We start from the raw sequence: 14100 nt of genomic DNA on the forward strand, positions 1-14100 counted from the left end.
GTTTTTACCCTTAGCGGTTATCCAATACTTTTATTGCGAAGTATTTATTTCGATAATTGGTTATTGAGCAAGTTTTTGCAGTGTATTGCCGAGCGCATCAATCGCTAAGGCGACATCTGCAACTGTGACAGATTCATCCGGATGATGACTCACTCCGCCTTTGCAGCGCACAAAGTACATGGCCACATCGCAGATATCGGCCATCGCCATGGCATCGTGACCGGCGCCGCTCATGAGCTTGTAGGGGTTTAAATTCATATCGCACAATACGGATGCCTGCAATGCTTGCATCCAATCCGCACAGACTACCGCTGGCGCATTGTGAATTTCATTCCAACTGGCAGTAAGATTTCTGTTGATGCAAATCATATCCAATTCATGCTGGATTTTTGCAAATGCCTGATCACGCAATTGATCATCACCCGAGCGAATATCGATGGTAAATTTTGCGTGACCGGGAATCACATTCACCGCGCCGGGGCCACATTCAATTTTTCCTACGGTGGCGACCACATTAAATTCGTTGGCGATATTTTCCACCAGCACTACGCCCAGTGCCGCACCAACCAGTGCATCTTTTCGCATAGGCATGGGCACTGTTCCGGCGTGTCCGGCGTAGCCTTCGATTTCGATCGCGAAGCGACGTGCGCCAGCGATGGCGGTAACAATTCCAAGCGCGAGGTTTTCATCTTCCAATACCGGGCCTTGTTCGATATGGACTTCAAGGTAGGCGAGTAAATCGTCGGGGTTGCGTGCGGCGCTGTGAATATTGTCCGGTTCCAAACCAAAATCAATAAAGGCTTGTTTTAAACTGATTCCGTTACGATCTTTTAATTCCCACCAATCGGGGTTCCAGGTTCCGGCGACTGCGCGGCTGCCTAATAATGTGCTGCCAAAACGTGTGCCTTCTTCATCGCCAAAACCAATAATGTCGATGGCATAGGGCAATTTAATATCGTTTTGATAAAGTTGTTCGACTACGGCAATGGCAATTAACACGCCGAGAATACCGTCGTAAGCACCAGCGTTGGGGATTGAATCCAAATGCGAGGCGAGCACCAGTGTCTTTGCGCAGGCATTTTTTGCATCGTAACGGCCGCAGATATTTCCTGCGGCATCAACCCAGGTTTCCATTCCCGCCTCTTGCATCCATTGCGCTACTAATGCATTGCAACGTTTGTGTTCAGGTGTAAGATAAAAACGACTGATGTTTTCAGGGTTCGAGCTGATGGCGGCGAGTTGATCGCACCAGTGCATGACTTTGTTGGCTAGTGCTTCGGTGCTAATTTCGTTCAAGGTGTTTTTCTCAATCGGGATTGTGGCGCTGCGACTGGTTTTATGCACTCGGAGACTCGCCGTAAACCCTTCCCTGGGGGCTCGTCGTCGCTCACAAGTGATCCGGCCAAGAACTTACGTTCTTGTCGTTCGGCTGCGCGCAAAACATGTTTTGCAATCGCTTGCCTCACCCATGGCTCCGGCGGTCTCCGAGCACATAACACCACCCTTGCTTAAAGTTGAACTTCTTTTTTCTTAATGAAATTTGTTTGCATAGCTTTTTAGCTGATCGATAAACTCTTGTTTTTCAGTATCGCCAATAAAACTCGACGTGAAACTATTGTGTGCGAGCAACAACGCCTGTTTACGTGTTAGCCGAAAAGCGTCGGCGAGTGCAAAATAATTGTCGTTGAGGTATCCACCAAAATAGGTGGGATCGTCGGAATTAATCATTACGCGCAGGCCAGCGTCCATGAGTGAAAATAAATTATGCTCAGCCATTTTTTCGTAAACGCATAAACGCACATTGGAGAGTGGGCATACGGTAAGGGGGATTTGGGTTTCGCGCAGATATTCCATGAGTTTTGGATCTTCATCGGCGCGCACACCGTGGTCGATGCGTTCCACTTTTAATAGATCAATTGCCTCCCAAATATAACTCGGCGGGCCTTCTTCACCGGCGTGGGCGACAACGCGATAACCTTCAGCGCGGGCGCGGGCAAACACTTCGGTAAATTTGCTCGGGGGATGGCCGAGTTCGGAGCTGTCCAAACCGACGGCGATAATTTTGTCTTTCCAAGGTAGCGATTCTTCCAGGGTTTTCATCGCGCTTTCGGCGCTTAAGTGCCGCAAAAAATCCATGACCAGTTTTGAGCTGATGCCCAGTTTTGTTTTGGCATCATCCATCGCGCGTAAAATGCCGCTAATAACAATATCAAACGCGATACCGCGATCAGTATGGGTTTGCGGGTCAAACGACAATTCGGTGTGCAGAATATTATCGGCCTTGCACTTGGTAAAATAATCCCACGCAAGGTCGTAAAAATCTTGCTCATGTTTAAGTACCGAGGCGCCCTGGTATAACAAATCCAAAAAGCTTTGCAGATTGGTGAACTGATAGGCAGCTTCAATGTCTTCCACGCTGTTGTAGGGCAACTTCACCTGATTGCGCTGGGCGAGGTTAAACATCATCGCCGGAGATAAAGCACCGTCGAGATGCATATGCAATTCTGCTTTGGGCAAGCCCGCCAAAAACTCACGCGACGCAAGTTCTTCAAGTTTAGGTAGCCCGGAAAAATCCGTGGCGATTACCGATGGAATCATTGTTGCTCTCCTTCATAAATAGTCATCGCCGTATCCACACCCGCATTGGCGGTTTGCGAATGGCCCGCGCGACGCAACACCGCTTCAAGAGCACTCAGTGTTTGCAACACCGCATCTTTACGTGCGTTGTAACCCATAGTGCCGATGCGCCAGATCTTGCCGTGCAGCGGGCCAAATGATGTGCCGATTTCAATTCCAAAATCGTTAAGCATACTGCTGCGTACGGCTTCACCGGCCACACCTTCGGGAATATAAACGCCGACCACATTGTGCATTTTGTTGGTTTGATCGCCGAACAATTTTAAATTCATCGCCGCCAAACCCTGTGCCATTGCCTTACCGTGAATACGGTGGCGCTCGATGGCATTTTCAACACCTTCTTCCAATAAAATACGTGCGCATTCACGGGCGCCATACAACATAGTGGTCGCTTCGGTGTGATGATTAAGGCGCTCTTCGCCCCAGTAATCCATAATCATGCCGAGATCAAAATAATTGGAGGCGATGCGCCGACCGCTGCCTTCGACATGATTTTCGGTGCGAATACCGGCTTCGATATGACGGCGCTTGCGAATCGCTGCAACCGCCTTTTCGCTCAAGGTAATTGGCGCACTGCCTGAAGGGCCGCACAAACATTTTTGCAAACCAACGGAGACCGCATCCAGTTGCCACTTATCCGTTTCAAACGGATTGCCACCGATAGAGGCAGTGCCATCGGAATAAAATAATACGCCGTGGCGCGCACAAATTTCGCCGAGATAATCCAGCGGTTGCAGCATGGTGGTGGAAGTATCGCCCTGCACTATGGCGAGCATTTTGGGCTGCACATTTTTAATCGCTGTTTCGATTTCGTCGGGCGTAAATACTTCGCCCCACTCTTTGTGAATTTTGTGTACCTCGGCGCCGCAGCGCTCGGCAATTTCACACAGCAAATGCCCAAAGCGACCAAATACTGGAACTAAAATTTTATCGCCCGACTCCAGCAGTGAAATTAATACGGCTTCAATACCGGCGCGCGAGGTGCCATCAACTAATAGTGTCCATTGGTTTTTAGTTTTGAAAACACCGCGATACAGCGCCATGGTTTCATTCATGCATTGCGTCATGGCAGGATCATATTGGCCGACAAGTTGCGCTGACATAGCACGCAGTACACGGGGGTCAACAGTGATTGGCCCCGGCCCCATTAATAACCGCGGCGGTGGTGAAAAAGGTCGCAGAAGCGATGGACTAACACTGTACAGATCGGACATTTAACAACTCCTGACGGCTTCTAACAACGACAAAAAAACACGAACTCATTGCGAATAAAACACATTGGAAATTTTTGTTTGATCAAGCAAACACCTGCATCAACATACGCCCGCCGCTGATGCATAAAAAAATCGCGAACACACGCTTCAACATCACGGCATCCAACTTGGAACCAATCCAGGCACCGACCGGTGCGAGCAATACGGTGAGCGGCACAATCAATAAAAATCCTGGCAAATTCACCATGCCAATCATGCCTTGTGGTGCGTCTGCTGGAGTCTCAGCAAGCAACATCGCAGCTGCGCCAGGAATTGAAATTAACAAACCGAAACAGGATGCGGTGCCCACCGCGCGGTGCGGCGGATAATTACAGGAGGTGAGCAGTGGTACACCGATGGTGCCGCCACCGACTCCCATCATCACCGAAAAAAAACCGGTGGTACTTGCCATGAAACCTTGCCCCGCCATGCCGGGTAATTGCTGGGCGATGGGCGCGGCTTTTGCACGGAACAACATATTGGCAGCAACCAATAAAGCGACCACGCCAAAAATTGCGCTGGTCACTTCGCCTTTTACTTTGAGTGCAAAAGCGCTGCCGGCGATAACACCGGCAACCATAAATGGCCACCAACGTTTGAGTAGCGCCCAATCCACATTGCCGCGTTTGTGATGCGCGCGCAGTGAGGAAATGCTGGTGGGCACAATCACTAACAGCGACGTGGCCGTTGCAACCAACATGGCTGTTGCCGGGCTAATACCGAGCGACTGCAATACAAAAAACAACACCGGCACAATCACAATACCGCCGCCCACACCGAGCAGACCGGCGAGAATTCCTGCAAAAGCACCGGTCAGCACCATCGCGATCATGGTGGGCAGCCATTGGCTTAAAAATTCATTCATTGTGCGCGCTCCTGCATGGTGGCAACGACATTGCCAACCACACCCACGCCGTCGCTGCGCGGGTCGCTGGCCGCAATGGCATTGCCATCGCCGAGACTGACAACAGCACCGGCGTGCCCCATGATTTCACTGCGCGCGGGAACGGCTTTGAGCGCGTGACCGCGTTCACGCAAATTGTTACCGAGTAAATCCACTAAATCCTGCTCCATTTTTAAATCGTGATTGTTGTCGCCCCAGGTGCGCCCCAGTAACCAGCGGCCGCGACTGATGGCATCGTCGAGTGCGCGCCCATCGTACAGATAGCGACTCAATAATGCCGCTTGTGTTTGCGGTTGGCCTTCGCCACCCATGGTGCCGTAGCTAATACGGCGGCCATCGCTTAACAGTGCAAATGCCGGGTTGAGCGTATGAAAAGGTTTATAGCCAGGCGCGAGCGCATTGCGATGACCCGCCTCCAAACTAAAACCCACGCCGCGATTGTTCCACACCAACCCAGTGCCGGGCACAACTACGCCCGAACCAAATTCCCAATAAATACTTTGGATAAAACTGACCATGGTGCCGCTGCTGTCCACGCAGCCCATCCACACGGTATCGCCGGGTTCGGCCACTTGCGGCCAAGGCAAGGCGCGCTCGGTGATGACCGCCGCGAGTTGGTCGATATGTGCATCATCCAGCAATTCATTCCAACGTTCGCTTAAGCGGCGCGGGTCGGCGACTTCACGGTCGCGCACTAAAAATGCAAGTTTGGTGGCTTCAATCAAACCGTGTACCCGTGCCGCTTCGTCCCATTCGGGTTTAAACAGGCGATCGTAAATTGCCAGAATCAGCAGCGAAGCCACACCTTGGGTCGGCGCGGGCAGGTTAAAACATTTGCCAAAGCGGGTTTGCACCGAGAGCGGTTTTACCTCTTGCGCGCGATAGTGTTGTAAGTCAGATAACCGCAGCGGGCTACCGAGTTGTTCGAGTTGTGTGGCGATATGCGCAGCCAGTTCGCCGCGATAAGCCGAATCCAAACCCTGGGTGGCGAGGGTATTTAGCGTAGTCGCCAAGTCGTGATTAGTAAGAGTTCCACCTTCAACCAACGGGCGGCCATTGGGCATAAATACGCGCTGGTATTCCGCCTGTTCGGCCATTTCCGCCTGCACTTTACGGCTGGCGGCCGCGAGGCTGTGAGTAACCAGAACGCCGTCGCGAGCGAGCTGAATCGCGGGCGCTAACAAACGACTCAACGGCAACTGGGTAGATGATTCAGCGGCAATATCGCGCGCCTTTTGCCAACCGGCCAAGGTGCCGCCCATGGTCACGGTGGCGAGTGCACCACGGCTGGGAATTTGCTTAAAACCTTGGCTGTGGTACCAATCGATACTCGCCAACTGCGCTGCGCAGCCGCAGGCATCTATGGCGCGCGGCGCGGCGCCGGGTTTATGGATCAACCAGAAACCATCGCCCGCCAAACTGTTCATATGCGGGTAAAGCACGGTGATGGCAGCAGCTGCAGCGATCATCGCATCCACCGCACTGCCACCTTCACGCAATACCGCCAAGCCGATGTCGGCGGCCTGTTTATGTGGGGCGCTAAAGGCGATGGAGTGCGGCTTTGCCGGAGGTACCGTCAGAGCATCGTGGATCATGAACTGGCTCCCGATAAATCAAGCGCCAGCTGTAACAGGGCTTTGTCATCGCCGCGTCGGCCTAATAGCGACACGCCGTAGGGCGCGCCCTGCTCATCGCCCAAAACAGGTAAATGCACTTGCGGCAATCCAGCCAAACCGGCAGGTGCGGTCAGGCCCATTAATTGGCTGCGATAGCTGTCCATCCACTGGCTGTCGGCACCCAACAGCGGCGCGGGGCCGGGGGTGGTGGGCAGCAGGATGAGATCAACATCGGTAAACCAGCCTTCAATATCCGCCTGCAAACTTGCGCGCTCTGTTTCTGCTGCGGTTTGATCGGCGTCAGTGAGCGTCGCACACCATTGAAAACGGGCGTGAATATCGGGCGCAAAAGTGGGCTGGTTGGCAGTAATCCACTCGCCGTGGGTTTGCCAAATCGCCCGGCCTTGCAGGGTGCGAAAACACTGACTGGCGCGCGTTAGCCAATCGCTATTAAGCAGTATGGGTTTGACCGCAGGTAACAGCGTTTGCTGTTTTAACCAGGTTTGATGCTCAGGGCTCCAGAGCACACCGTTTTGCAGCGGCAGCAACAGCGCCGCACGCAGGGATCTATGGGGGAAGCGCGGCGCAAGCTCGGCAGGCAGCAATACCTCGCCCACTTGCGCCAGGGTTTCAGCATCGCGAGTGAGCCAGCCCACTGTGTCGAACAGCGGCGCGAGCGGCACCATCTGCTCACTGCTAATCAAACCATGACTGGTGCGAATACCAAACAAGCCGTTGTAGCTGGCGGGCACCCGAATGGAGCCGCCGGTATCGGTACCTAACCCTATATCGATATCGCCCGCGGCAACCGCCACCGCTGAACCGCTCGATGAACCACCGGGCAAGCGCTCGGGGCAGGCGGGATTTATCGGCGCGCCGTAATGGATATTCAAACCGTTAAGGCTGTAGGCCAGTTCATCGGTTTGGGTTTTACCGACCAGTTCTGTACCCGCATTCAGCAGCTGCGTCACCACCGGTGATGTCTGTTCCGGTATAGGGTGACTGGCCAGCCAGTCAGGATTTCCCGCCGCCGTGGGTAGCCCGGCGATGTGGAATAAATCTTTCACGCCCAGCCGCAGCCCGGCCAGCCTGCCGGATTCTGCGCAGGGATTGGGTTTGGTATTAGGATAGTGACCGCGCCATGCAAAGACGCGCTGATCGAGCGACATGAATGTGAAGCCTTTGAAAGCAGATTACTTGATTGGCAAGTCAGGCTCGCGCTACTACCTCTGAGACACGCCGTGAATACATCCTTGTAGGCTCATCGTCGACATCCATGTCTCCGATGGTCTCAGAGGTAGCAGCGCAAGCCTTCCGGAAATTGAGCGCTTAACAACACACTATTTCAAATCCGCCGGTGTAGGCACTTTGTCTTTGTAGGTTTCCCAATTACCCAAAATCTTGTCCATTACGGCAGTTCCTACAATATAGGCGGATTCGAGCGATGCATCTAACCCAGCATAGCCTTCATTTTCGGCGAGTAAATTTTCTGCCGCCGTAACACCCGGTGGAGGCATGGTGTAGTTACTGCCGGTGCGCAATACCAGCACGCGGTTTTTATCGGCCTTGCCAATATTGTGTAAATAAGTCAGCGACAAATAAGTACCGGTATCTTCCATCGCGGACGTCACAAATTCACCTTTGCCTTCGGTCCAATAATCGGTCCACTTATTGGCCCAGGTATTCATAATTTCGCCGTGCCAAAAAGTCATGGCCGCGAGCTGATCGCCTTTCAATACAAAGGGTTTACGCTGCGCGTTGGGGTGATTCACATACAGTGAACGCGTTGCTTCCAAACTTTCGATATCGGGTAATTCAATATCTTTGGTCAACTGAAATGCCCACTCGGTTAAGTCGGGATTCAAGCGCAACATCTCGCCCGTTGGTTCAGGTTTTTTCGGGTCATAAGGTTTGCTGGTGTAACGGGCAAAATAACCTGTCTCCCAATCCGCCGGAATTTCGCGCGCATCAATTTCATGGGCCAGGTCGCCGTCCACCAAATATTCGGCCCAAGCCGCTGAACCGATGGAGGCATCTTCCGGGTCAATACCGGCAATACCCGCTACCAACCAATAGGCTTGGCTGAAATCAAAACGTGGGTCCATACCTAACGCCATAGTCGCGGCGGTGGAATGTGCAGTGCCAATACCGGTAACTATGCCCATCACTCCGGTTTCCATATTCATATAAATATCGTGATAGGAATTGGGGAATTCAAATTTGGTATCCAGCTTTTGGCGCTCTTTCCACAACTGGAATTCACCGGCTTTATCGCCGCTGTCCTCACCAATTTCAAACATAGTGATGACCACAAATTTCACCGGAATAGGCGCCGGTGCCTGCACACTGGCTTGCACTGGTGTCGCTGCGGATTCGGTCGCGGGTTTATTGCAGCCCGTGAATGCAGCAACTGATAAAAACATCGCCGATAACAAAAAACCTGTACGCATTTTCATAAATAATTCATCTCGATAAAAATAAAAATTTAACCTTCAGTTTCCTGGCTGCGCTTGATCCAATTGTGTTGACGACGCAAATCTTCCGCGTATTTCAACCAGGAGCCCGCCTGTTTTTCGGTATAGGCATAGGCGCGCGCTTTTTTAAACGCATCAAAACCCTGATCAAATTGGGTTTGTTCGGTCATCACAATGCCCAGAATTAACCATGCCTTACCCGGCTCTTTGACGTTGCTTTGCAGCGCTTTGCGCAGGGCTTGTTCGGCAGGTTTCCATTTGGCTTGATCGACATAAATATTGGCGATGCGCACATAGGGGTCGCCACTGCCGGTAATTTTTGCCAGCTCTTCAAACGCTGCAATAGCCGGGGTATTTTCCCGTGCAGCGATCCAGGCGTTAGCCAACAAATCCACATAGGTTTCGTTGCGCGGCACCGCATTTTTTTGCAGCGCGGCATCCAGCAAACGTGCCCCAACTTCCGGCACGCCTTGAGTCACAGACAATTGCACCAGCGAGCGAATAGACGATTCTTTTTGCAATACGCCCAACTTCCACGCCAACTGCAAACTGGCCAGGCCTTTTAATTCTTTGCCCTGCATCACGTACACACTGGCCAACTGCTCCCAGTAATCCGGTTTTTGCGGCCAGGTTTTAATTGCGGTTTGCAAAGCCTCGGCTGCCTGGTTGTAATCTTTTAATTCAAAACTGCAGGCGATATACAGTTGATACCAGCTTTCGCGCGGCTCCTTACCACTGGCAACACCTGCGGCGATGGCTTGTTTTACATAGGGAATGGCTTGTTGGTATTTTTCCGTTTGCGCAAAAATATTGGCCATAAAAATAGCTTGCTCGGGAGTTGGCGCGGCGATGGTTTTAAACCACTCCTCGGCAAACACTAAAGCCTCGTCATATTTTTCCTGCGCGGCGTAGAGTTGCGCCACCATATAACCCACGTTGTATTTCACGTTTTCCGGCAACATATTTAACGCGAGGCTGCGCTTTAAATAATCGATAGCCGGCGCGTAATTATTGCGCCCCATTTCGGTGTAGCCGAGCATTTGCAACACCAGCGCTTCATCAATAGAACCCTGCTCAACTTCGGCGTGCAGCGTTTTCAGTGCATTAAATGCCTCGGTAGATTTGTTGGCGGCAATCTGCTCTTGAATACTGGTGAGCTGTTTAAAGGTGGAGGCACTCACGGAGGTTGATGCACTCCAACTATTCGCCGCAAACACCACGCCCAGCATCAGCGCACTGAATTTTGTCGTGCGCCACAATCGCTTTTTAAATGAATGGGTTGCGGGATTAGCTAACGAATTGTTTTTTGCCATGATCGACACCTGTTTATTTATCGCGTGTTATTCATCACACGGGAACCGCTATTGACTCAATTTAAAATCAATGGTCTGGCGCGCACGTTGCGCCTCGGGTTTACCATTCACAATTTTCGGGCGGAATTTCCAGCGCTGCATGGCTTGAATGGCGGCCTGATCAAATAAGCGCGGCGGGTTGGATTCAAGCACTTGCACATCGGCCACTGTGCCGTCGGGGCGAATGGTTACCGCCATGGTCACCTTGCCTTCCAGCTTCGCTTGCTTGGCCCGCTGTGGATACGCAGGCGGTACCCGCACCACCGGAATCACATCGGTATCAAAACCGGACATGCCATCACCGGCGGCAAGGGTGCCGAGAAATGGCCCCGAACCGCCGCTGACTTGCGTACCGATTTTGGGCATATCCATACTCAAATTGGTATTGTTGGCCATCATCTGATTACTCAGGTCAGGCACATCCGGCGGTGTTTCTGGCGGCGGTGGTGGCTCCGGCAAACGGCGATCTTTGGTATTCACATCGTCGTTGCTGGTATCCACGCGCACAAAATTTAAATAGGTGTGATTTTTATCCGGCTCGGCAAACATGCCGTCTGTCGCGATCAATGCCTGCATGGCGACAAACACCAGCAGCCCAAGCACTACGGCTGCCACCAGGCTGAAGCTGTATTTCGCAAGCATTAGTCATTCTCCGACGCAACCGAAACCGATGTCGCACCGGCGAGGCGCGCCTGATCCATAACATCAATCAAGGTGTGAGTATTGGAATCCTGATCGGCCACAATAATGACGGACGCACCGGGGTTTTCAGCGAGGGATTTTTCCACGTTGGCGCGAATCGCACGCTTATCAATTTGACGTTTATCCATAAAAATTTGATTCGCGGCCGTAATGCCAATTTGAATTGCATTGGATTCAGTAACCACCGAGGTTTCCGCCTGCGGCCGTGTGACATCCACGCCCGATTCTTTTACAAACGTAGAGGTAACGATAAAAAAAATCAGCATGATAAACACCACGTCGAGCATGGGTGTTAAATCGATTTGCGCTTCATCTTCTTCATTCATTAAAAAACGATTGTCACTCATAAAATTCTCACTTGTCTAAAGGCGACCGTTAATGAAACAGTGGCATTGCCGCCGCGTTTTCGCGCAGCTCGCGCTGGTAGCGGCGATTTAATTCGGTCATAAAAGGAATGCCCACGAGTGACAGCACCATACCGGCCATGGTGGGAATAGTGGCCGCACTCACACCATTGGCCATCGCGCGCGGGTTGCCTGAACCGAGGTAAGCCATGACTTCAAATACCTGAATCATGCCAGTGACCGTGCCGAGCAAACCCATCATCGGCAAGAGTGCAATCAACGCGGGAATTAATTTCATGTTGCGCAACATTAAACAATCCAACTCCGACAACAATTGTTTGCGCTGCTGCTCGGCAAACCAGGAGGATTTATCGCTGCGCGCTTGCCATGCCGCGCGATTGCGCGCGCGGAAGGCCGGGTATTCACGCAGGTAAAACCAGTAGCGCTCAATAATCAGAAAAAACAACCAAAAACTGATGAACATAATTGCCCAGAGCACATTGCCGCCGGTGTTGAGAAAATCACCGAGAGATGTAACTAATTCCATGACGGCGTACCCCCGCGTTAGGCTTTGGACTGAGCAATATCAACCGCTTTTTCAGCGATCATGCCCGACGCTTGTTCACCAATCACTTTGCTGAGTTGTTGCGCGCGGCTGCTGAGCATATTGCTCGATAACAACAGCGGAATCGCCACCACCAAACCTTGCACCGTGGTCACCAGCGCTTGCGAAATACCACCGGCCATGAGTTTTGGATCGCCTGCACCAAAGAGTGTGATCGCCTGGAAGGTGCCGATCATCCCGGTCACAGTTCCCAACAATCCCATCAGCGGTGCAATCGCGGCAAGCACTTTAATGGTGGACAACCCTTTGCGCAGTTCAGCCAAATCTTTGAAAATAACTTCATCGAGTTTTTTGCTGAGCACATCCAAATCTTTAAGGTGTTTGTTTTCGTAGTAAGCCAGCATCATCCGCCCCAAGGGGTTGTCATTGGCCGCATGATCCATATCTTTCAATTGTTTTTTCATCAATGCCGATACCCGGCCCAATTTGATCATGCGTTCAAGCACCACCAGCAGCCCGATAATACCGAGCGCAATAATCGCGTAGCCCACTTCTTGCCCCTGATCAACACGCTCCATAAAACTGGGCGATTGCACCAGCAAGCCGAGCAACGCACCGCGCGATGGATCGAGCGCAAAACCTACCGATGCATCGCCGGATGCCTCACTCAAATCGGCGGCTGTTGCGCGAATTGCACCGCCGGGTTGGCGCGCCAGTTCAACCAGTTGTTGACTATCGGCCACGTAATTTAAATATTTATCGTCGGCGACAATATTGAATGTACCTACACGGGTTACCGGCGCGGTATAAGCTTCGCCATCAGGTTTTATCACGGTGGTTTCAAAACGGCTCACCGATCCCGACAGGGAAATTTCCTGCAGCATCAAACTCCACAGTTGTTGCATTTGGGTGATGGTGGGAACTTCTTTGGTTTCTGCAAGGGATTCCAGCAGCGCAATACGCTCCGGATGTTCTACCGAAATTACCGAGTCAAATAACATTTGTTGGGTATCGCCCGCCATTTGACGAAATACACCAAATAATTCACCCAGATTGCCGGTGCGTTTATCCAATTGGGTGGACAACTCTGCCAGCTGGGTTTCGTTAGCATCAAACACCAGTTGCATTTCAGCGCGCAATTTTTCTTGCGCTGCCAATTTGCCTTGCACCTCTGCCAACATCGCCTGCTGTTCGCCGGCGGCCGCGCGGAAACGCTGCTCGCGCTCGGTATTGTGCGTGGCCTCGGCAGTGACTTCTTTGTTGATTTGTTGATACAGATCTTGCAATGAATTAGCGGTTTGCGCCTGGGCACTGATACTGGTGGTCAGCGCAACAACACCCGCTACCATGCCAATGCTAACCAGCGCATTGGCAAGTATATTTTTCACCGATACACTTTTTACAAAAGCGCTTTTCATTAAAATGCTTTTCATTAAAAAGCGTGGAGCAAATTTCAAAGTAGGTTTCATAAACGGAATTCCTTACTTGGCAGGCACATTAACGGGGAGCGTTAACAACTCAGGCGGTGTTTGTTTGCGCGCAATACGCAAACCATCGCGAACTGCAGTGCGATAACTGGCGTCAAGCATTTCCCAGGAACCGCGCTTGCCATTCCAAAAGCCACTCTCGCTGCCGTCCAGTGTTTGGTAATACAAGCCCACACGACCCACACGTAAAAAATCCACGCTGCGCGCCGCATCGTTTACCACTAATTCACCGCGATACGCTTCAATAGTGCGGCCGTATTCCACTTCCACCAAATAGGCTTCCATAATGCGGCGATATTTTTCACCGGCGGTGACATCGGCGCGATCAATCAGGGTCTGCAAATTAGCCACGCGCTCTTTGCGTTCATCTTTTAAAAACGGCACATCGGCTTCCACCAAATCGGTGAGTGTTTTGGTCATTTTTAACATCAGCGGCAAGGCACCGGTTTCGATGGTGTCAATTTCACTCGTCTGCCGCTGAATGCTGGAAATTTCATTTTTTTGTGAGGCGATCAGTTTTTCCATTTGCTGGTTGTAAATGGTCAAACTTTCCAAACACTGGGAGGCAGTGCGATAGGTTTGCAATGCATCTACCGTTTGATCGGCGAGTTTGTCGATGCGCTGCTGACTGGCAGCCGCATTTTTATCAATCGTTTCCTGCTTTTGCAGGCTGTCTTCCACGGCAAAAGCCGGATGCGCGAGCAGGGTAACCGCCATCAGTGCAGCGCCCAGGGGTTTACGCAAAACCATAATCAACCTCAATCAA

The 14100-nt window shown here is 51.7% G+C and carries 13 protein-coding genes; all 13 read right to left on the reverse strand.

Annotated elements, in window-relative coordinates; translation table 11 throughout:
- Positions 1-60: 60 nt before the first annotated feature.
- The 13 genes from NNX04_RS12030 to NNX04_RS12090 all read right to left on the reverse strand — a co-directional run bounded on the left by NNX04_RS12030 (position 61) and on the right by NNX04_RS12090 (position 14084).
- Positions 61-1344 carry an allantoate amidohydrolase gene (locus NNX04_RS12030; RefSeq protein ID WP_261945903.1) on the reverse strand — a complete coding sequence of 428 codons (1284 nt, stop codon included), beginning with the start codon at positions 1342-1344 and terminating at the stop codon, positions 61-63.
- 186 nt (positions 1345-1530) lie between these two features.
- Complete coding sequence (locus NNX04_RS12035; RefSeq protein WP_261945904.1) at positions 1531-2598, reverse strand: adenosine deaminase; 1068 nt, start codon at positions 2596-2598, stop codon at positions 1531-1533.
- Positions 2595-3851 (reverse strand): pyridoxal-phosphate-dependent aminotransferase family protein, encoded by a 1257-nt coding sequence (locus NNX04_RS12040; RefSeq protein ID WP_261945905.1) that lies wholly within the window; start codon positions 3849-3851, stop codon positions 2595-2597. Before NNX04_RS12040 ends, NNX04_RS12035 begins: the two co-directional genes overlap by 4 nt.
- Positions 3852-3933: 82 nt before the next feature.
- Positions 3934-4755 carry a sulfite exporter TauE/SafE family protein gene (locus NNX04_RS12045; RefSeq protein WP_007639995.1) on the reverse strand — a complete coding sequence of 274 codons (822 nt, stop codon included), beginning with the start codon at positions 4753-4755 and terminating at the stop codon, positions 3934-3936.
- A complete protein-coding gene (locus NNX04_RS12050) occupies positions 4752-6389 on the reverse strand; it encodes a gamma-glutamyltransferase family protein (RefSeq protein WP_261945906.1) in 1638 nt (545 codons plus the stop codon). The genes NNX04_RS12045 and NNX04_RS12050 overlap by 4 nt, the downstream gene beginning before the upstream one ends.
- Positions 6386-7579, reverse strand: coding sequence for an amidase (locus NNX04_RS12055; RefSeq protein WP_261945907.1), 1194 nt, complete (start codon positions 7577-7579; stop codon positions 6386-6388). The genes NNX04_RS12050 and NNX04_RS12055 overlap by 4 nt, the downstream gene beginning before the upstream one ends.
- Before the next feature lie 171 nt (positions 7580-7750).
- A complete protein-coding gene (locus tag NNX04_RS12060) occupies positions 7751-8866 on the reverse strand; it encodes a purine nucleoside permease (RefSeq protein WP_261945908.1) in 1116 nt (371 codons plus the stop codon).
- Between the two features lie 29 nt (positions 8867-8895).
- Entirely contained in the window at positions 8896-10197 is a 1302-nt protein-coding gene (locus NNX04_RS12065) for a tetratricopeptide repeat protein (protein ID WP_261945909.1), read from the reverse strand.
- 48 nt (positions 10198-10245) lie between these two features.
- Complete coding sequence (locus NNX04_RS12070) at positions 10246-10878, reverse strand: energy transducer TonB (RefSeq protein WP_151054529.1); 633 nt, start codon at positions 10876-10878, stop codon at positions 10246-10248.
- Positions 10878-11285 (reverse strand): ExbD/TolR family protein, encoded by a 408-nt coding sequence (locus NNX04_RS12075; RefSeq protein ID WP_007639985.1) that lies wholly within the window; start codon positions 11283-11285, stop codon positions 10878-10880. Before NNX04_RS12075 ends, NNX04_RS12070 begins: the two co-directional genes overlap by 1 nt.
- A 28-nt stretch (positions 11286-11313) precedes the next feature.
- Entirely contained in the window at positions 11314-11829 is a 516-nt protein-coding gene (locus tag NNX04_RS12080) for a MotA/TolQ/ExbB proton channel family protein (protein ID WP_007639983.1), read from the reverse strand.
- 17 nt (positions 11830-11846) lie between these two features.
- Positions 11847-13316 (reverse strand): MotA/TolQ/ExbB proton channel family protein, encoded by a 1470-nt coding sequence (locus tag NNX04_RS12085; RefSeq protein WP_261945910.1) that lies wholly within the window; start codon positions 13314-13316, stop codon positions 11847-11849.
- Positions 13317-13328: 12 nt separating this feature from the next.
- Positions 13329-14084 (reverse strand): DUF3450 domain-containing protein, encoded by a 756-nt coding sequence (locus tag NNX04_RS12090; protein ID WP_261945911.1) that lies wholly within the window; start codon positions 14082-14084, stop codon positions 13329-13331.
- Between the last annotated feature and the right edge of the window lie 16 nt (positions 14085-14100).

It is taken from the genome of Cellvibrio sp. QJXJ (assembly GCF_024452345.1).
Lineage (GTDB): Bacteria > Pseudomonadota > Gammaproteobacteria > Pseudomonadales > Cellvibrionaceae > Cellvibrio.